This is a genomic window from Catellatospora chokoriensis (genome assembly GCF_011297315.1).
Lineage (GTDB): Bacteria > Actinomycetota > Actinomycetes > Mycobacteriales > Micromonosporaceae > Catellatospora > Catellatospora citrea.
In genome coordinates, this window is record NZ_JAAOTI010000008.1 from 150,871 (window position 1) to 169,435 (window position 18,565).

The window sequence follows — 18,565 nt, forward strand, 5'->3', positions numbered from 1 at the left end:
AAGGGCACCTTCTTGACCGACGTCCGTCAAGAAGGTGCCCTTCCTTCGTTCAGCGAAGGAGGGTGAGGCGGTCGCGGATCTGGCGGGCCATCGGGGAGTCTGTCCCGTGGAGTTCTGCCAGCGCTTCCCGCCACGCCTGCCCGGCCGGCTCCGCAGCACCACCAGCGGCGTGGCAGTCGCCGACGGCGACCAGCACCTGCGCGGTGTGGTGGGCGGCCCCCGCGCCGCGGAACGTGTCGATCGCCTGCTGCCAGACCGCCAGCGCCTGCGGCAGGTCGCCGATCATCGAGCACGTGTGCGCCAGCCAGGACTGGGTGGTGCCCACCCCGTGCAGGTCGCCGATGGCCTCGAACTGCCGCTGGGCCCGCACGAACATGTCCAGCGCGGCGGCATGCCGGCCGAGCCCGCCCTGCGCCCGCGCGATGGCCAGCAGCGCGGTCGTCGCGCCCCGCACGTTGTCCCCGGCGTGGAACAGCGCCCGCGCGGCCTGCGCATGGTGCAGCGCGTCGCCGTAGCACTGCTGGTCCAGCCGGATCTCGGCGATGTTGTTCTCCACATGGCCCTGCTCGGTGCGCAGCCCGAGCCGCTCGAAGATCGCCCCGGCCTGCCGCAGGTGCGACAGCCCGCCGTCCAGATCGGCCAGGAAGTAATACGCGCCGGCGAGGCTGCGGTGCAGCAGCGCCCGGGCCGCCGGATCGTCGCCGGCCGCGGCCAGGCCGGTGCCCACCACCGCCGCCCACTGCCTGAACTGCGCCGTGTCCTGGAAGAAGTTCTGCATCGCCAGCGCGATCCGCCACGCCGTACGCGGCCGCCCATGTTCCACCGCCCGCGCGACGACCTCGGTCAGCACCCGCTGCTCGGCCGCGAACCACGCCATCGCGTCGTCGCGGCCGGAGAAGCGCCGCCCGGTCACCTCCTGCCCGGACGGCTCCGGCTCCGGCAGGGCAACCTGCGGCAGCAACAGCAGATGCGCCGCGTACGCGCTCAGCTCGTAATAGTCGTAGACCCGCGTGACGGCGGCGTCCCGCTCGGCCGCGTCGTCGTGCTCCTCGCCGAGCTCCACCGCGTAGGCTCGCAGCAGGTCGTGCATCCGCCACCGGCCGCCGCCCGGCCGCACCAGCATCTGCGCCCCGAGCTCGCCGAGCAGGCCACGGGCGAAGCGGGCGGGCAGCCCGCCCAGCGCGGCGGCCGCCTGCGTGCTCAACTCCCCGGCAGGGTGCAGGGGCAGCAGCCGGAACAGCCGGGCCGCCTCAGGTGTCAGCGCCCGGTACGACCAGGAGAAGATCGCCTCCAGATCGGCGTGCGCGTCCCCGAACCCGGACAGCCGGCCGTCGGCCCCGGCCAGCTCACCGACTACCGCGGGCAGGCTCAGCCCGGGCCGGCCCACGCTGCGGGTCGCGACCAGCGCCAGCGCCAGCGGCAGCCGACCGCACCGCGCGATGATCTCACCGACGGCCGCCGGATCGGCGGCCACCGCGTCACCGAGCCGGCGGGCGAGCAGCTCGCGGGCCTCGGCGTCGGTCAGCAGATCCAGATGCAGCGCGTGCGCGCCCGCCGCGCCCGCCACACCGGTGATCCGGCGGCGGCTGGTGGCGATGACGAGGCTGCCGCCGGTGCCCGGCAGCAGATGCCGGATCTGGTCCCAGTCGCGGCAGTTGTCGAGCAGGATCAGCATCCGCCGCTCGGCCAGGATGCTGCGGTACAAGCCCGCCTGGGCGTGCAGCTCGGCCGGGATCGCGGCCGGGGCGACCCCGAGCGACCACAGGAAACCGCGCAGCGCCTCCGCCGGACTCATGACCGCGTCGCCGGAGTCGAAACCGCGCAGATCCGCGTGCAGTTGCCCGTCGGGGTAGCGGGCGGCCAGCCGGTGCGACAGGTGCACCGCCAGCGTGGTCTTGCCGACGCCGGGCATACCGTCGATGACCAGCGCGGTCGTCCGCGGGTCGCCGGCGAGCAGCGCCCGGGCGGCGGCCATGACCTCCCGGCGGCCGGCGAAATAGGGATGGTCGGGCGGCAGCTGCGCCGGTGGCTCGACCCCTACCGGCACCGGGGTGTCCTGGTCGTGCAGGCTGTCGCGGGCCGCGCGCAGCACCCCGCCCGGCGCGATGCCCAGCTCCTCGGCGAGCCGGTGCTCGACGTCGGCATACGCCGCCAGGGCCTCGGCCCGCCGGCCGTCCGCGGCCAGCGCCAGCAGCAGCCTCGCCTGCAGCTGTTCGTCCAGCGGTTCGTCCTCGGCGGCCAGCCTGATCGCCGGCAGCACCAGGTGGGCGCACCCGGCCCGCAGCGCGGCGTCGGCCGCCGCCCGCACGGCCGCGAACCGCTCCCCGTCGACGGCGGCGAACTCCGGATGGGCGCGGCTCGCGGCGTGCAGGCCCGCGGCGCACCGGTCGTGCCACAAGGCCAGCGCCTGCCGGTACACCTGCACGGCGGACTCGTCGGAGGCGGCGGCGGCCCGGGCGACCAGGCGCCGGAAACGCAGCAGGTCCAGCGACTCGTCATCGATGCGCAGCCGGTACTCGGCGCCGTCACGGACCAGCACCGAGCCGGCCGCGCGCGTCGGCAGGCCCGGCTCGAAGCGCCGCCGCAGCGTGCCGATGTGCCGGTGCACCACGTTGACCGCGCTCGGCGGGGGATCGGACTCCCAGAGCAGGTCGACGAACTCGGCGACGCTGACCGCGCCGCCGGCCCGGGCGAGCAGCAGCGCGAGGATCAGGCGCTGCTGGCGGGTGCCGAGGTCCAGCTCGGACGCACCGCGCCAGGCCCGCACCGGGCCGAGGACGGCGAACGAGAGCGGGCTGGTCATCCTGGTGCGGTCCGCGGGAGGCTGTCGGTCACGATCGCCGTAGCGTGGCAGGACTCATATCCCGTGAGCGGCGGGCCTCGCGGCGCTGTGAACTTGGCCGCAACGCCGGAACCGCGGCCCGGTGCGGTGCGTCTCAGGCGGCCTTGAGGCTGGTGCGCAGGGCGCACAACGCATAGTGAGTCCGCGACTTCACTGTGCCGACCGGCATGCCCAGCCGACCCGCGACCTCCTTCGGGGACCGCCCGACCAGGTAGACCTCGCAGAGCAGGCTGCGCTGCGCCGGGCTCAGCCGGCCGAGCGCCTGCCGGACGGCGTGCGACGCGAGCGCGGTGCCGGTGGTGTCGTCCCCGCCGGGAATCCAGGTCATGTCGACGAGATGGACTTCGGCCGGGCGGCGCAGCCGCAGCCGCACGCCGTCGATGACGAGCCGCCGCGCGACGGTCAGCAGCCACCGGCGGGCGGCGCCCGGCTCATCCGGCACCGCGTCGAGGTGCCGCCACGCCCGCAGCATCGTCTCCTGAAGCAGGTCCTCGGCGGTCTGCCGCTGGCCGTGGGTCAGCACGAGCAGCAGGCCCAGCACGGCACGGGCGTGGTCGGCGTGCAGCGCGGTCATGCGCTCGGCCGCGGTGGCCGTCGTCTCGTCGGGTGCCAGCAGCACGTATTCCTCCCACAGGCAGGAACAACGGGGTGATCGAGGCACGAGCCTAGGGATCGTCGATGCGATTGGACTGACGCCCGAGTGCGGATTCAGTGCCGTCACCGTGCGCGACCGCGCGCGGATGCGACGTGATCGGGGGACCGGCCGCCGTCAGGTTCGGCAGCGCCGGCAAAGCCTCGGTCGGCGCGCCGCGGTTACCCGACGGCCCGGTGGAACTGCAGGCAGCGCAGCTGCGCGGCGGCGCGTTCCGCCGGACTGTCGGTCTCCTCGCCCAGCTCCGTGGCGTAGGCGAGCAACAGGCCGTGGGCGCGGTAGCGGCCCGGCAGGTCCTCGCTGACCAGATGCGCGCGGCTCAGCTCGCCGAGCAGCGCCCGCCCGACGCGTGGTGCGACGCCGGCCAGAGCCGCCGCGCCGGCGATCGAGAAGCCGGGGCCGGGATGGGCCGGCAGCAGCCGGAACAGCCGGGCCGCCGGGGCCGACAACGCCTGATAGGACCACGAGAAGAAGGCGCGCAGGCCGGTCTGCGGGTCGTCACCGTCGAACCCGTCCAGGCTCTCGGGCTCGCGGGCGAGTTCCACGGCGATCTGCGCGAGCGGAGTGGGTGGCAGGCTCACCGCGCGGGCGGCGACCACGGCCAGCGCCAGGGGCAGCCGCCCGCAGCCCGCGACGACGGCGTCGACCGCGGCCGGGTCCGCCGCGCCGCGGCCCGCGCCGAGCATCCCCAGCAGCATCGACCGGGCCTCGTCGACGCCGGGCAGGCCGACCGGCAGCGGGTGCGCGCCGGCCGCGGTCTGCAGGGTGCTCAACCGGCTGCGGCTGGTGACGACCACCAGGCAGTCGGGGGTGCCGGGCAGCAGATGCCGGACCTGCTCGGCGTCGCGGCAGTTGTCGAGCACGACCAGCACGCGCCGGCCCGCGAGCCTGCTGCGATACAGGCCCGCCTGGGCGTGCAGCTCGGCGGGAATGCCCTCCTGGGGCACCCCGAGCGAGCCGAGGAAGCCGCGCAGCGCCTCGGCCGGGTTCATCACCGGCTCCCGCCCGTATCCGCGCAGGTCCACATACAGCTGCCCGTCGGGGTAGCCGGCGGCGAACTCGTGGGCGAGGTGGACGGCGAGCGCGGACTTGCCGACGCCGGGCATGCCGTCGATCGCGAGCAGCCTCGGCCCGCCCGGGCGCGTGACCGCCGCCCGGGCGTCGGCGAGCAGCTCGTCCCGGCCGCTGAAGGCGGGCAGGTCCGGCGGCAGCTGCGCCAGCCGGGGCAGCGCGGCCGGCGACTCGGCACGGCCCGGCGGGGTGCGCTGGTGCAACAGCCGGTCGTACGCCTCCCGCAGCTCCTCGCCCGGATCGACGCCCAGTTCCTCGGACAGCCGCTGCCGGACCAGCCGGTACATCTCGACGGCTTCGGCCTGGCGGCCGTCGGCGGCCAGCGCCAGCAGCAGCCGGCTCTGCAGCGACTCGTCGAGCGGGTGCAGCTCGGCGGCCTGCCGCAGCGGCGACAGCACCATGCTGAGCCGGCCGCAGCGCTCCGCGGCGTCGGCGGCCTCGCGCACGGCCTGGGCGCGTTCGGCCTCCACGGCCAGGAACGCGGGATGCCGGCGGGAGGCCGGTTCCAGGCCCGCGGCGCACCGCCCGCGCCACAGCCGCAGCCCGGCCAGTGAATGCCGCAGCGCCGACTCCGGGTCTGCGTCGTGCAGGGCCCGGCTGGCCAGCCGGCTCAGCGACCGGAACTTCAGCAGGTCCAGCGACTGCTCGTCGGCCCGCAGCCGGTAGCTGGCGAGCTCCCGGACGAGGTGCCGGCCCGTGGCGCGGGTGGGCAGGCCGGGTTCGAGCAGCCGCCGCAGTTCCCCGATGTGCCGGTGCACGACGTTCACGGCGCTGGCCGGGGCCTGCTCGTCCCAGAGCAGGTCGACCAACTCCGCCACCGAGACCGGAGCACCGGCCCGGACCAGCAGCAACGCCAGCACCAGGCGCTGCTGGCGGGTGCCCAGATGCAGCTCGGCACCGCCCCGGACGACCATGATCGAGCCGAGCACCGAAAAGCCGACCGTCTCACCCGCCTCCGCCTGCACAGCGGCAACGGTAACCGGCCGGGCATACCTGGCAGCTACAGGGCAGTTGTGGTCTCTGCCAGGACGCGGGCGAGCGCGTCGTAGTCGACGGTCTGCCCGTCCTTGATGTCGACGGCCTTGCGTTCGCCGTTGCCCAAAGACCGGAGGAACCCCTTGACCTCCGCGACGTCCGTCGCGTTGAACACCATGAACGAGACCTTGTCCTTGGCCACCGCGATGACGGCCGCGTAGTGCCCGTTCTTGAGGTAGTGCGGCTTGCCGTACTGGAGCCGCTCCTCGACACCGGGAACGGTCTGGCCGACCATCGCACGCAGTTTCTCGCACACGCCGATCTGCCACGGCTGCTGCTTGTTGATGTACTGGGTGACCTCGTCGCTCACGGTCTTCTCCTCGTCGTAGATCCGGACCGTACCGGCCGTCACCGACAAGAGTCCCGGACACACGACCTGGTACTCCCCGCGCAGATGCGAAATGATCTCCGCTATGAGTGAGTTCGACTTCTGCCCGTGGATGTTCGCCGACAACGCCACGCAGGACGAACGCGACGCGCAACTCGCCTTCCAGCGCGCGCTGGCCGGCCTGCGGTCCGCGGGCGACAGAGCGTTCGTCTCCCCGCTCGCCGCGATCCACCAGGCCGACCTCGCGCTCGGCGCGGATTCCTACATCGCCGCGCACGTCTACCTCACCGGCGAGGTCCAGCTCGGCGACCACACCAGCCTGAACCCCTACGCCGTCGTACGCGGCCCGGTGCGCCTCGGATCCGGGGTGCGCGTCGGCGCGCACGCCTCCCTGGTGGGCTTCAACCACTCCGCCGACGCCGACGCGCCGATACACACCCAGCCCATCGTGGCCAAGGGCATAGTGGTCGGCGACGACGTGTGGATCGGGTCGAACGCCATCGTCCTCGACGGCGTCACCATCGGCGAGCACAGCATCATCGGCGCGGGTGCCGTCGTCACCAAGGACGTTCCCGCCTGGTCGGTGATGGTCGGCAACCCCGCCCGCCGCGTGCGCGACCGCCGCGACCAGACCCGCACCGGCGGCCTGACGCCGAAGCTCGCCGACTTCGCCGCACAGGCCCGTGACCAGGCCCCACAGGTCCTGGACCGCTACCGGGCCGGCGACACCTTCACCGACCAGCCCGCGGCCGCGCCCTCGGTGCGAGCCGTCTGCGACGCGATCGAGATCGCCGACCTGCTGCTGAACGCGCCTCCGCCCCAGGCCGACCGGGACGAACTCGTCGGTCGGCTCGCCGCCCTGCAGGATCCGGCCACCGGACTCATCCCCGAACTCGGCGAGACCGGCCGGCCGAGCCTCGACAGCGGCTCGGCGTACCACATCCTGTCCGTGGGTTATGCCCTCGACCTGCTCGGCGCCCAGCTGCCGTACCCGGTCCAAGCCGTGCGCATGGACCCGTCCCGGCTGCTCGCGGAGCTGGATCGGCTGCCGTGGGCGCAGCAGGCCTGGAGCGCGGGCGACTGGGTCGACATCCTCGCCACCGGACTGCACTGGAATCGCAGGCTGTTCGACGCACACGAGCCGACCGAGACGCTGTTCGGCTGGCTGCTCACCCGGCAGGACGCCTTCACCGGGCTGTGGGGCAGCCCGAGCGCGCAGGAGGGCTGGCGGCAGCCGGTCAACGGCTACTACCGGCTCACCCGGGGCACGTTCGCGCAGTTCGGCCTGCCCGTGCCGCGCCCCGAGCAGACGATCGACACCGTGCTGGCCCACGCCCGCGACGGCCGGTTCTTCGCCGACGGGCGCGGCACCGCCTGCGACGTGCTCGACGTGATCCACCCGCTGTGGCTCTGCGGCCGGCAGACCGACCATCGGCGTGCCGAGGTGCAGGCGTGGGCGCGCGACCGGCTCGCCGCGACCCTGCCGCGCTGGCAACCCGGAGCCGGCTTCGCCTTCAGCCCCGCGCCCACCACCGGGACCGAACACCTGCCCGGCCTCCAGGGGACCGAGATGTGGCTGGCGATCGTCTGGCTGCTGGCGGACGTGCTGGGCGAGAGCGGTGCACTGGGCTACCGCCCCCGGGGCGTCCACCGACCCGAACCGGCGTGATCCGGCACGTCAGGCCCGCGAAACGCGTCCGGCCCCGGCTCAGGCGATCCCGTCGAGCACCGCGGCCAGCGGCCGGGGCAGGGCGTCGCGGCTCATCGCCGCCTCGGTGAGCAGCCGCGCGTAGCGCAGGTTGCGTCGCGAACCGGCGCGCAGGAACCGCCACATCTGCCGCTCGGGCTCCTGGCCGCGCCACGCGGGTTGGCCCTGCAGCGTCTGGAACGAGCCCAGGTCGCCCTGGGAGTCGAACAGGGCTTCGACCCCCGCCGCGCCCACCGCGCGGATCAGCTCACCTTCGAGGTCGTCGACGCAGACGTGAAACCCGAGGCCGGCCAGGTCGGCGCGGCTGGTGGGCGCGCCGATCCCGGCGGCGACCAGCGCCCGCCGGAAGATCTCCTCCTCGCGCACGTCGCACAGGCCCGCCAGGCGCACCCGGGCCGTCAACGGGCCGAGCTCGGTCAGGTAGCGGCCGATGGCGTGCGCCCCGCCGATCGGCACGACCACGACGCGTTCGGCTTCGAGGTCACGGCCGCGGCCCGCCGCGGCGGTCTCCAGCGCGATCTGGTCGCTGAGTCCCTCGACCAGGATGAGGGCCGCGGCATCGCCGATCTTCGCGTGGGCATCGGCCAGCGCCCGGGTGGTGGCGTCCGGGCCGCTGTCGTAGCCGTCGAGCGCCCTGCGGGCAAGCTCACGGCGTTGCGCGAGATCCATGATGGGTTCCGTCGGTCGGTGCTGCCGGGCGGGTCGGCGGCCCACACGCGTCTACCGGTCTGCCCGAGCCCGGTGAACCCGCAGCACGCGGGTGGTGGCCACCATGGCCATCGTCATGCAGGCGGCCGGCGGCGACAACCCAATAACGGCCGGGATCATCGCGGACGGTCGACGGCTCGGCGGCGGGCGGTCAGGCCACGTCGGCCGGGCGGGCGGGACCGCGCCGCGGCGGCCACGGGACGATCGGCGAGGTGACCGCCCGGTAGTCGGCGTACTCCGGGTAGCGGGACAGGGTGATGCTCTCGGTGAAGATCGTCGAGCCGACGAACAGCGCGGTGAGCAGCGCCGGGCCGACGACCGTCCACTGCAGCACCGAACCGGCCGCGGCGGCGCCGAAGCCGAACACCACCCACCACTGGGCCTGTTCGAAGAAGTAGTTGGGGTGACGCGAGTAGCGGAAGAGCCCGGTGCGCATGAACCGCGACTGCGGCGCCCGGCCCTCGGCCAACGCGGCGTGCTTGCGCCGGTGGAAGTCCCACTGCTGCTGGTCGGCGACCGTCTCCCCGACGAGCAACCCCAGGAACAGCACCGTCAGCGCGGCGTCGACCGCGCCGAACGAGCCCGGACGGGTCAGCGCCGTGTACGCCGGCAGGCTGATCAGCAGCAGGATGATGTTCTGGTACACCGTGATGAACAGCAGGTTGAACAGCTGGAACTGCCATCGGGACAGCCGTGCGCGCAGGATCGGCCAGCGGTAGTCCTCGCCGCCGGGGGCGTATCCGCCGCGCCGGGCGAAGTTGAACGTCAGCCGGGCACCCCACAGCAGCACCAGCACCGCGAGCACGTTCAGTCGGACATCGCGGAAGTCGGCCCAGGCCGCGAAGACGCCGACGTACACCACCGGGACGATCGACCAGATCCGGTCCACCCACGAATGCTCGCCGCTGACCAGCGAGGCGAGCCAGGTCGCGGCACACGTGGCCGCGCAGATCCACACGCAGACGATGAGAGCGTCCATGATCGGGGACTGTAGTGGGCCGCGTTCGGCCTGGACACCAGCCGGGAAGCCAGTAGCTGTCGACCGACAAGGGGCAGGGCCTCCGGTGACGCGTGTGGCGACCGCCGCACCCGTGACCGAAGGCCCTGCCCCGGCGGACGCTACGGCGTGACCACCGCGCCGCCGAGCGTCACCACCAGCCGGCCGTCGGATGCGAACGACCAGCCCAGGGAGCCGCTGAGACCGGAGCACCGGGATCCGTTCGTGCCGGACCAGAACTGGTTCGAGCTGTCGGAGTTGCCGATGATGCGGTCGTTGGTGCCACTGCTGGAACGGCACGAGGTGTTGTTGCGGAACACCGAGGTGCCGGCGTCGAAGGAGAAGTTGCGCTCGTCGTTGTCGATGCTGATGTTGTTCGAGACGGTCATCGAACCCGGGTTGCTGTTGTAGGTGAACCCGTGCTTGCCGTTGTTGAAGGCGATGTTGCGCCGCACGATGTGGTTCACGCCGATGTCCTCGCCGCCCAGCTTGTAGCCGTTGCGGTCGCCCGCGCCGGCCTGGCCGCCGTTGCTGAGCGTGCCGTTGTTGTAGGCGATGGAGTCCTCGATGGTCACCACGCCGATCGGGCCGGTGTCGGTCTTGGTGTACAGGTCCCAGCCGTCGTCGATGTTGTTGTGCGACACGGCGTAGCGGAACACGTTGCCCGAACCGACCGTCAGCTTCGCGGCGAAGCCGTCGGCGTCCTCACCGTCGGAGTCGGCGTTGTCGTGCGACTCCGCGCTCAGGATGAGGTTGTTGGCCGGCCACTGGCTCTGCGGCGTGCTGGACAGGGTCCGTGACAGCTGCAGGCCGGTGTCGCGGTTGAAACGCGTGATCGTGCGCTCGAAGATGTTGTTGCTGCCACCGACGAAGATCCCGTTGTCGCCGGCCCGCTCGACCACGATGCCGTACACGTGCCAGTAGTTGCCGTTCACGGCCAGGCCGCGGTTGGCGGGGTCCTCAGCCTGGGCGGAGAAGTTCAGCACCGGAGTCTCGCCCTGGTACGCCGCGATCTTCTTCAGCGCGCCCGAGGCGCCGTTGTTACCGGTCTCGACGGTGACCGTGGAGGAGAAGTTGTACGTCCCGCCGCGCATGAAGACAGTCCCACCGGCGGTCACCCGGGTGATCGCCGAAGCGAGCGTCGTCGGGTTCGCCAGCGTGCCGGCCGCGCTGGCGCTGCCGTTGGGCGCCACGTACAGCGTGCCGGACGGCGGCTGGCCGGCGCTGGGGGAGGGGGATGCGCTCGACGGCGACGGGGACGCGCTCGACGGCGACGGCGAGGCGCTGCTCGGTGACGGCGACGCGGTGCCGGCCGAGGGCGCCGGGGTGCTGGGCGGGGTGGTGACGCTGTCGGTCACGCTGACGTCGTCGAAGCGGGCGCCGGCGTAACCGGTGAACAGTCCGATCCGGCCGGCGGCGATCGCGGTGCTGGTGGCCGTGCCGACAAGGGTGCCGTCGACGTAGCCGCTGATCGTGGAGCCGCTGGCGGTGATCCGCAGGGTGTACCAGGTGCCGGTCGACACCGTCCGGGACAGACCCGCCAGGACCGTGATCGTGCTGCCGTTCATGTACTGCAGCTCGACCCGGTTGCCGCCGGTCAGCGCGAGCCGGTACATGACGGTGGCGCCGCTGGACCGCGCCGCCAGCGCCGCGACGCCGCCGGAACCGAACGCCAGCGGCTTCACCCGGGCCTGGACGGTGTAGTTCGTCCAGCTGCTGGAGCCGGCGAACTGGCGGGCCCGGTCGGTGGTCGTGCTGGCCTGCTGGAAGACCTGGGATCCGTCGGCGACGACCGTCCAGTCGCCGCCGGACTTCGACCAGCCGCTGGCGCCGGCTTCGAAGTCCGCGCTGAACAGCGTCGCGGCGCTGGCGGGAGTCGTCAGCACGGTGCCTGCGAAGACGGTCAGCGCGGCCGTGGCCGCCGCGGTGATCAGTGCGGCGAGGCGGGCTCGCCGACGAGGGGGTGGGTGCAGTTTCATCGGGGTCGGTCCTTCGGGCTGGGAGCGGACCATGCCGTTGGGCGACGGCATGGGACGTGCCTGGCGCCGGGTGGCGTGTGCTGCGGTCACCCGGTCGGGCCACGCTGGAAAGCGCATTCCGAGGCGACGGTAGACGAGCCCGCGGAACCCAGTCAACTGGTGAAGTTCGATGTCGCGGCCGTTCACGCCGCTATTTGCAGCGATCATCATCGATATATTGTGGCTGTGGCGTTGGCGTGTTCTCTGCGACGTCCCCAGCGTTTGCAGGATTTGGCCGACGACGCCGTCTCGGCGGTGACGTCGTCGGCCGACAATCGGCGTCGTGACCGCGACGGCCGTGTCACGGACCGACCGGCTCGGCGGCGGAGAGATGAACTCGCTGTTCTGTGTGACGCTCCGGAAAGTGAAGCGAAAACTGCTTCACAACTTCGCCCCCGGAGGGATCAACACGATGAGGAAGCTCACCATCTCCGCTGTCGCCGGCGCGGCCGGCGCGGCGATGGTAGTCGCTGCCCTGCAATGGCCGGCCGGTGCGGCGCCTGCCGCGAGCGGCGAGGCCGGCAGCGCCGCGCCCGCGGCTGCGGCCCACCGAGCGGACAACCGGCCCGGCCCGCAGACCAAGCAGTGGCTCGGCAAGCGCAAGGCCGCGCACGAGATGGTCGCCCGCGGCAAGGCGCGCATCGACGCGAACGGCAACGTCACGGTCGACGCCGCGACGGACAACGTCGTCGAGGTCGCCTTCGAGAAGACCGACAAGATCTTCACGATCCTGTCCGAGTTCGGCACGCAGAGCGTCGGCAAGTACGGCACCGCACCCGGCCCCCTGCACAACGAGATCCCCGCTCCCGACCGGTCGGTGAACAACTCCACGGAGTGGGCCGCCGATTTCGACACCGCCCACTACGAGCAGCTGTTCAACGGCTCGGGCGAGTCGATGCGGAGCTTCTACGAGGACCTGTCCTCCGGCAGGTACTCGGTGACCAACACCGTCAGCGACTGGGTGCAGGTGCCCTACAACGCGTCCTACTACGGCGACAACGCCATCGAGGACAACGGCGGCTCCTGGGCGTTCATCCAGGACACCGGCAACGCCTGGTACCAGCGGGCGCTGCAGAGCATGCCCGCGGACCAGATCAACGCCTACCTGGCGCAGTTCGACGTCTGGGACCGCTACGACTTCGACAACGACGGAAACTACGACGAGTCCGACGGGTACATCGACCACTTCCAGGCCGTGCACGCCGGTGAGGGCGAGGACGCCGGCGGCGGCGCGCAGGGCGAGGACGCCATCTGGTCGCACCGCTGGTACGTCAACGCGACCAGCTACGGCCTGTCCGGCCCCACCGTCGGCGGGCAGCAGAACCTGTCCGGCGGCGCCCGGATCGGCAACTCGAACTACTGGCTCGGCGACTACACCACCGAGCCGGAGAACGGCGGCCTGGGCGTGTTCGCCCACGAGTTCGGCCACGACCTCGGCCTGCCGGACTACTACGACACCGCCGGCGGCGAGAACACCACCGCGTTCTGGACGCTGATGAGCTCCGGCTCGTGGCTCGGCCACGGCACGGAGGCCAACCAGGGCATCGGCACGACCCCCGGCCTGATGGGCCCCGAGGAGAAGCTGTTCCTCGGCTGGCTCGACTACCGCGAGGTCGGCCTCGGCCAGAGCGGCACCATCCTGCTCGACCCGGCACAGGACGCCGACGCCGCCAACGCGCAGGCGATCAAGGTCAACCTGCCCGCGGCGACCACGTCGACGACGTACGCGACGCCCACCTCCGGGCAGTACGCCTGGTGGACCGGCAGCGCCGACCAGCTCAACGAGTCGCTCTCGCACGCCGTGCCGGCCGCGTCGAAGGTCACCGTGACCGCCAAGGCGTGGTACGACATCGAGGCGGGCTTCGACAACCTGTACGCCGAGTACTCCACCGACGGCGGCACGACCTGGTCGCAGATCGGCCAGCCGACCACCGGCTCGTCCAACGGCAAGTGGACCACGCTGCGCTTCTCCTACACCGCCGGCGGTGCGGCGACGCGGTTCCGGTTCCGCTACCAGACCGACGGCGGCGTGCACTTCGCCGGCGCGTTCATCGACGACGTCGTCGTCAAGGCCGGCAACACGACGGTGCTGACCGACGACGCCGAGCAGCCGGGCGCCTGGACCGCGACGGGCCAGTGGCAGCGCTCGACCGGCACGGTGTCGAGCACCGCCGACCGGTACTACCTGCTGGAGAACCGGCAGTACGTCGGCTACGACGACACCCTGCGCACCGGCCCCTACCAGTTCAGCTACAACCTCAGCGCGCCGGACAAGGTCGAGTTCTTCTCGTTCCAGCCCGGCATGCTGGTCTGGTACGTCAACCACACGGTCGAGGACAACAACACCTCCGAGCACCTCGGCACGGGTCTGTCGCTGCCGGTGGACGCCCGGCCCGCGCCGTTCGCCTACCCCGACGGCACCAGGCCCAGCAACCGCCGCCAGCCGTTCGACGCGACGTTCGGCATCCAGCCGGTGCCGGAGCTGTGCCTGCACAAGGAGGTGCTGGTCGGCACCGGCAAGGCGCAGACCGTGCAGACCGTGGCGGCGTGCGCCGCGGCCGGCGCCGGCATCCCGACGTTCGACGACAGCAACCCGGACGCGTACTACAGCACCGCCAACCCGCAGGGCAGCGTGAAGGTGGCCGGTCACGGCGTCACGGCCACGGTCACCGGGCAGTCGGGCAACGTCCTGACCGTCAGCGTGGTCAACCCGTGAGTCGGCGGACGATCCGCTGACAAGCTGAGACACCCGCAGAAGGCGGAGGGCCGGGAGCCGACACTCCCGGCCCTCCGCCGCGTGACGAACCGGCGCACAGCCTCCCGCCCGGCGCCGTGCCCACCGCCTCGGCCGCGCCCACCGAGACCGCCGTCGTGAGCCCGAGCCCGGCCGTCGCCGCAGCCTCCATCGTGCGCGTGGCGGCAACCGGCTCCGCATTGACCGTCGCCTGGGTCACGATCTCCGTCCTGGTCGGGCTCGCGGCCCTGGCGGGCTTCGTCGTGTTCCGCCGCCGTCGAAACAGCCCGCAAGTCTGATGCACCGGCCCTGCCGGGCTGCGGAGCCCCGCAGCCCGGCAGACCGCGTGCCGCCTCACCGCCGTCGGTCCACCTACTGCTCCCGCCGCTGTACGCGTAGTGCGAGGAAGGTGGCGAGCGCTCCCGCTCCTTCCCACGCCGCCACCGCGAAGAAGCCGGCGGGGGCGGTGTCGGTCAGCACGAGCGCCGTGAACACGCTGAACGTCAGCAGCCGGAAGGCGACGGTGAAGGCGAAGAAGGCGGTCCAGTCCTTGGCCGCGGCGAGCAGGTAGTACACACCCATGTTGAAGGACGCCATCGCGGAGGTCCGGACGAATACGAGCGTGTAGTCGTCGGCGGCGCGCGCGGCGGCGCCGTCCGGCGCGAACCCCATCGAGGCCAGCAGCGTGCCGGGGCTGATCAGGCCGACAGCGCCGAGCAGCAGTGCCGCGAGTCCGAAGACGGCGATCGTCCATCCGGCAGGTGACAGGCGGGGCAAGGTCATGGTGCTCCTCCGGGGGCGTCGGCGTCGGCGCACAGTGTGGCGATCATCGGATGCCCGGTCAATGCCTGCACCGGCCAGCCTCCGCTTGCGGCGGTATGCTCGACCCGACCATCGTGATCATGAATGGAGGCGGCCGGTGACCGGATATCCGCCACCCGAGCCGCGGCCCACCGTCACCTACGCCGACTGCACCGTCGCCGTGGTGCCGGGCTTCCGGCCGCTGCACCTCGACCTGCACGTGCCTGCCGGCGACGGGCCGTTCCCGGTGCTGCTGTGGGTGCACGGCGGCGGCTGGATCGAGGGCAGCCGGGTCGGCCTGCCGCCGCCGGTCGCCCCGCACCGGTTCCACCAGCGTTTCCTCGACCGGGGCTGGGCGGTCGCCGACGTCGACTACCGGCTGGCCATGGAAGCGCCGTACCCGGCCCAGCTGGTCGACGTCCAGTCGGCCGTGCGCTGGCTGCGGCTCTACGCCGAGCAGCTCAAACTCGATCCGAGCCGGTTCGCGGCGCTGGGGGAGTCGGCGGGCGGCCACCTGGCCGCCATGGCCGGGCTGACCGGCACCGGCGAGACCGCGATTCAGGCCGTCGTCAACTGGTACGGCGCGGTCGACTTCTTCGCCTTCGGCGACGCGGACGACCCGTTCACGTCGCGGGCCCTGCTGTTCGGCGGCCCGGCCAGGGACCGGCGCGAGTTCGTCGCTTTCGGCAACGCGATCAGCCGGGTGCACACCGGAGCTCCGCCGTTCCTCACGATCCACGGCGACGCCGACCAGATCGTCTCGCCCGCCCAGGGGCGGGCCTTCACCGAGGCGTTGCGCGCGGTCGGGGTGCGGGCCGACCTGCTGCTCGTGCCCGGGGCCGACCACTGCTTCGAGGGCTACGACGACATCGGCGGCCTGATCGAGCGGGGCATCGACTTCCTGGACGAGGTGCTGCCTGGCAAGTGACGTCCGGTGCGCTGGAGGTGCCCGGCCGTGTGATCGATTCGGACTTGCCGCCGTGTGGATCCTTGCCGATGCTGGTCTGGTGCAGCCGATTCCTGAGCGTCGTGATTGGACCACGCCTGTCGTGGTGGGTGTGGTGGTGCTCGGCATGCTCCTGGTGCTCTGCCTGGCCGGCGGCGCGGTCGCCTACTTCGCCCTGCGCGGCGAGCCGGCCTCGACGCCGAGCCCGTCGCCGGTCGCCGCCGCGCCCGCGTCGCCGTCTCCGCTGCCCCGGCCCAGCCTGGCGCCGGCCGCCTGCCTGATCGGCAGCTGGCGCGAGACCTCGTACACGGCCAACTGGGAGATGTACGGCAACAAGATCCAGTTCACGGGTGCGGGCACGCTGATGCGGATCGACGCCGACGGCACGATGGCCACCGTCGACAAGGTGACCCGGCGCGGCGCGGGCTACGGCGACCGGTACGAGGTGATCCACAACGGCACGACGAAGCTCAACTACGTGGCCGACGACAAGACGATCAACTACAGCAGCCCACGTACGACCGGCACGACCACGTTGAAGGTGAACGGACGCCAGCGCGCCTCCGAGCCGCTCAAGGCCACGATCACCCCCGAGGCGTACAGCTGCAAGGACGACCGGCTGCGGTTGTTCGGCGAGGTCTACTCCAGCGAATGGGAGCGCATCCTGCCGCCGGGGCGGCCCGTGTAGGGAACACCTAGCCGATGCCCAGGACGGGCAGGCACTGCTCGACGCCGGTCAGTTCGATGTCGTCCCGGCGGACCCGCTCCCACGCGTCCCGGGTGAGCCGCCACTGCTGGATCCGCGCTGGCTCGCCGCGACGGGTGTCCCAGTCCGTGCCGTTCGGTTCGTAGCCCAGGCCACGGGAGATGCGGTTGGAGGCCTCGTTGTCGACGAACGCGTCGCTGCCGGCTTCGCGTGCGCCCAGCCCGGCGAAGGCCAGCTGCAGGATCGCCGCCCGCATCTCCTTGCCGAGCCCCTGCCCGCGGCTGCCGGGGGCCAGCCAGGAGAAGCTGGACACCGTGCCGAACCGGGTGAAGTTCTTGCCGATGAGGTCCTGCATACCGACCGGTTCGCCGTCGACGAGAACGACGAGGTACAGCCGCCAGTAGTCCGGGCTCACCCGGGCGCGGCCGGCCCAGATGCCGCGCAGCCAGCGCCATTCGCGTTCGGGGCTGTCGGCGTAGAACGAGATCGGGTCGTCGAACGGCCACGGCTCGGCGTCGGCGACCCCGGCCCGCACGATCGGCACGAGACGTTCCAGCAGTTCGTCGGACGCACCGGCCAGCGTCAGGCGTGGCGTGCGGACTTCGACGTTCAGCGGGGGATACGTGTGGGCCACGCCCGGACGCTAGCCAAGTGCGCCCGGCCGCCGCATCCGGTTTCCGGCAGGTCGGCGGTGTGGGGCGGCCGCTGCCGGCGCGCCCCACACCTGGTGACTCAGTAGAGCAGGTAGGGACGCCGCCGCCGCTCGAAGTCCGCCAGCTCCGACGACCAGGCGCCCACCACGTCGTCCACATCGGCGCCCGCGTCGATCATCGTGCGCAGCCGCGGCGAGCCGGTGAGCTTGTCGACCCAGTAGGGCCGGACCGGGTCGTAGGCGTCGGCACGCCATGCGAACGCCGGATACTTGCGTGCCTCGACCAGCATCGCGACCGCGGTGCGGATCGGGTCGTACGCCGCCCGGTCGGTCACCTTGACCTCGACCCCGGCGCACAGCTTGTTGAGCAGCGGCGGGTGGTGTCCGGCGATGGTCGGCACGAAGTACGCCTCCCGGAACCGCACGCCGGGCAGGTCGCGGGCGTTGAGCCGGTCGGACCAGTGGTAGTCGAAGTCGGTGGCCAGGCCGCCGACCAGCTCGAACGGCCGGGTCGTGCCCCGGCCCTCGCTGATCGAGGCGACGCCCTCGAACAGGCCGGTGCCCGGGTAGGTCAGCGCGGTGTCCGGGGTGGGCATGTTGGGGCTGGGCATGACCCACGGCACGTCGGTGTCGGCGGCGAACATGTCGCGCTTCCAGTGCTTGCAGGCCACCACCTCCAGCTCGACCTGGCGTCCGGCCTCGGCGGGCAGGAACTCGGCGTTGAAGAACCGGGCGAGCTCGCCGACCGTCATGCCGTGCTGCTGGATGATCTCCTTCAGGCCCACGCCGGAGGTGAACTCCGGCGTCATCATCGGCCCGTAGGCGCGCCCGCCGATCGGGTTGGGCCGGTCGAGCACCACGTAGCGCAGGCCCAGCCGGGCCGCGGCGACCATCGAGGTGTACATGGTCCAGATGTAGGTGTAGAAGCGCACGCCGACGTCCTGGATGTCGAACACGACGGTCTCGACGCCGGCCCGGGTCATCAGCTCCTCCCACTTGGCCTGGGAGGCGCCGTACGCGTCGTACACGGTGACGCCCGTGCGGGCGTCGACGCCCGTTCCTTCGCTGCCGCCGGCCTGCGCGGAGCCGCGGAAGCCGTGCTCGGGCCCGAACGCCGCGACGAGGTTCACCCGCCCGGACTCGTGGATGAGGTCGACCAGGTGGCGGTAGTCGGCGTCGACGCCGGTCGGGTTCGACACGACGCCGACCTTCTGCCCGGCCAGGGTCGCGAACCGGTCGGCGACGAGCCGGTCCAGTCCGGTCTGGACCCGGCGCGGCTTCGGGGCGGCCTGCGCGGGCAGGGCCAGCGTGGTCGCGCCCAGTGCGCCGGCCGCGGCGGCGCCGGTGATGAGGTTTCTGCGTAGCAA

Annotated in this window: 15 protein-coding genes; 5 read left to right on the forward strand and 10 right to left on the reverse strand. The window is 72.3% G+C overall.

The window, feature by feature from the left end; translation table 11 throughout:
- Positions 1-49: 49 nt before the first annotated feature.
- The 4 genes from HAV39_RS14205 to HAV39_RS14220 form a co-directional block, all read right to left on the reverse strand.
- Positions 50-2,803, reverse strand: a complete 2,754-nt coding sequence (locus HAV39_RS14205; RefSeq protein ID WP_191839682.1) for an AfsR/SARP family transcriptional regulator — start codon at positions 2,801-2,803, stop codon at positions 50-52.
- A 133-nt stretch (positions 2,804-2,936) separates the two neighbouring features.
- Complete coding sequence (locus HAV39_RS14210) at positions 2,937-3,461, reverse strand: sigma-70 family RNA polymerase sigma factor (RefSeq protein WP_191839683.1); 525 nt, start codon at positions 3,459-3,461, stop codon at positions 2,937-2,939.
- A 194-nt stretch (positions 3,462-3,655) separates the two neighbouring features.
- Positions 3,656-5,530 carry an AfsR/SARP family transcriptional regulator gene (locus HAV39_RS14215; RefSeq protein ID WP_191839684.1) on the reverse strand — a complete coding sequence of 625 codons (1,875 nt, stop codon included), beginning with the start codon at positions 5,528-5,530 and terminating at the stop codon, positions 3,656-3,658.
- A 35-nt stretch (positions 5,531-5,565) separates the two neighbouring features.
- On the reverse strand, positions 5,566-5,952 hold the full coding sequence (locus tag HAV39_RS14220) for a DUF1801 domain-containing protein (protein ID WP_203736239.1): 387 nt from the start codon (positions 5,950-5,952) through the stop codon (positions 5,566-5,568).
- Positions 5,953-6,013: 61 nt separating this feature from the next.
- On the opposite strand from HAV39_RS14220, the gene HAV39_RS43265 reads away from it, so the two are divergent.
- A complete protein-coding gene (locus tag HAV39_RS43265) occupies positions 6,014-7,597 on the forward strand; it encodes an acyltransferase (RefSeq protein WP_275413923.1) in 1,584 nt (527 codons plus the stop codon).
- A gap of 39 nt (positions 7,598-7,636) precedes the next feature.
- Here the strand turns inward: HAV39_RS43265 and HAV39_RS14230 are convergent, their stop codons facing one another.
- The 3 genes from HAV39_RS14230 to HAV39_RS14240 form a co-directional block, all read right to left on the reverse strand.
- On the reverse strand, positions 7,637-8,305 hold the full coding sequence (locus tag HAV39_RS14230) for a TOPRIM nucleotidyl transferase/hydrolase domain-containing protein (RefSeq protein ID WP_239120552.1): 669 nt from the start codon (positions 8,303-8,305) through the stop codon (positions 7,637-7,639).
- A 190-nt stretch (positions 8,306-8,495) separates the two neighbouring features.
- Complete coding sequence (locus HAV39_RS14235; RefSeq protein ID WP_191839686.1) at positions 8,496-9,323, reverse strand: DUF1295 domain-containing protein; 828 nt, start codon at positions 9,321-9,323, stop codon at positions 8,496-8,498.
- Positions 9,324-9,463: 140 nt separating this feature from the next.
- Positions 9,464-11,320 carry a LamG-like jellyroll fold domain-containing protein gene (locus HAV39_RS14240; RefSeq protein ID WP_191839687.1) on the reverse strand — a complete coding sequence of 619 codons (1,857 nt, stop codon included), beginning with the start codon at positions 11,318-11,320 and terminating at the stop codon, positions 9,464-9,466.
- Positions 11,321-11,771: 451 nt separating this feature from the next.
- On the opposite strand from HAV39_RS14240, the gene HAV39_RS14245 reads away from it, so the two are divergent.
- On the forward strand, positions 11,772-14,075 hold the full coding sequence (locus HAV39_RS14245; protein WP_191839688.1) for an immune inhibitor A domain-containing protein: 2,304 nt from the start codon (positions 11,772-11,774) through the stop codon (positions 14,073-14,075).
- Between the two features lie 116 nt (positions 14,076-14,191).
- Entirely contained in the window at positions 14,192-14,392 is a 201-nt protein-coding gene (locus HAV39_RS14250) for an LPXTG cell wall anchor domain-containing protein (protein WP_191839689.1), read from the forward strand.
- 73 nt (positions 14,393-14,465) lie between these two features.
- Here HAV39_RS14250 and HAV39_RS14255 read toward each other — a convergent pair whose 3' ends face one another.
- Positions 14,466-14,876: a hypothetical protein gene (locus HAV39_RS14255; RefSeq protein WP_191839690.1), complete on the reverse strand. Its 411-nt coding sequence runs from the start codon at positions 14,874-14,876 to the stop codon at positions 14,466-14,468.
- Between the two features lie 136 nt (positions 14,877-15,012).
- Here HAV39_RS14255 and HAV39_RS14260 point away from each other — a divergent pair, with 136 nt between their 5' ends.
- Together HAV39_RS14260 and HAV39_RS14265 are read left to right on the forward strand one after the other, a co-directional pair.
- Positions 15,013-15,822, forward strand: coding sequence for an alpha/beta hydrolase (locus tag HAV39_RS14260; RefSeq protein WP_239120551.1), 810 nt, complete (start codon positions 15,013-15,015; stop codon positions 15,820-15,822).
- Between the two features lie 79 nt (positions 15,823-15,901).
- Positions 15,902-16,528, forward strand: coding sequence for a hypothetical protein (locus HAV39_RS14265; protein WP_191839692.1), 627 nt, complete (start codon positions 15,902-15,904; stop codon positions 16,526-16,528).
- 7 nt (positions 16,529-16,535) lie between these two features.
- Here the strand turns inward: HAV39_RS14265 and HAV39_RS14270 are convergent, their stop codons facing one another.
- Together HAV39_RS14270 and HAV39_RS14275 are read right to left on the reverse strand one after the other, a co-directional pair.
- Positions 16,536-17,180: a GNAT family N-acetyltransferase gene (locus HAV39_RS14270; RefSeq protein WP_191839693.1), complete on the reverse strand. Its 645-nt coding sequence runs from the start codon at positions 17,178-17,180 to the stop codon at positions 16,536-16,538.
- Positions 17,181-17,278: 98 nt separating this feature from the next.
- Positions 17,279-18,565 (reverse strand): exo-beta-N-acetylmuramidase NamZ family protein, encoded by a 1,287-nt coding sequence (locus HAV39_RS14275; RefSeq protein WP_191839694.1) that lies wholly within the window; start codon positions 18,563-18,565, stop codon positions 17,279-17,281.

What these genes read in the sequence shown, in the direction of transcription:
- HAV39_RS14205 (WP_191839682.1), bottom strand. Translation starts at nt 2,803, where the DNA reads ATGACCAGCCCGCTCTCGTTCGCCGTCCTCGGCCCGGTGCGGGCCTGG.
- HAV39_RS43265 (WP_275413923.1), top strand. Translation starts at nt 6,014, where the DNA reads ATGAGTGAGTTCGACTTCTGCCCGTGGATGTTCGCCGACAACGCCACG.
- HAV39_RS14230 (WP_239120552.1), bottom strand. Translation starts at nt 8,305, where the DNA reads ATGGATCTCGCGCAACGCCGTGAGCTTGCCCGCAGGGCGCTCGACGGC.
- HAV39_RS14235 (WP_191839686.1), bottom strand. Translation starts at nt 9,323, where the DNA reads ATGGACGCTCTCATCGTCTGCGTGTGGATCTGCGCGGCCACGTGTGCC.
- HAV39_RS14240 (WP_191839687.1), bottom strand. Translation starts at nt 11,320, where the DNA reads ATGAAACTGCACCCACCCCCTCGTCGGCGAGCCCGCCTCGCCGCACTG.
- HAV39_RS14245 (WP_191839688.1), top strand. Translation starts at nt 11,772, where the DNA reads ATGAGGAAGCTCACCATCTCCGCTGTCGCCGGCGCGGCCGGCGCGGCG.
- HAV39_RS14255 (WP_191839690.1), bottom strand. Translation starts at nt 14,876, where the DNA reads ATGACCTTGCCCCGCCTGTCACCTGCCGGATGGACGATCGCCGTCTTC.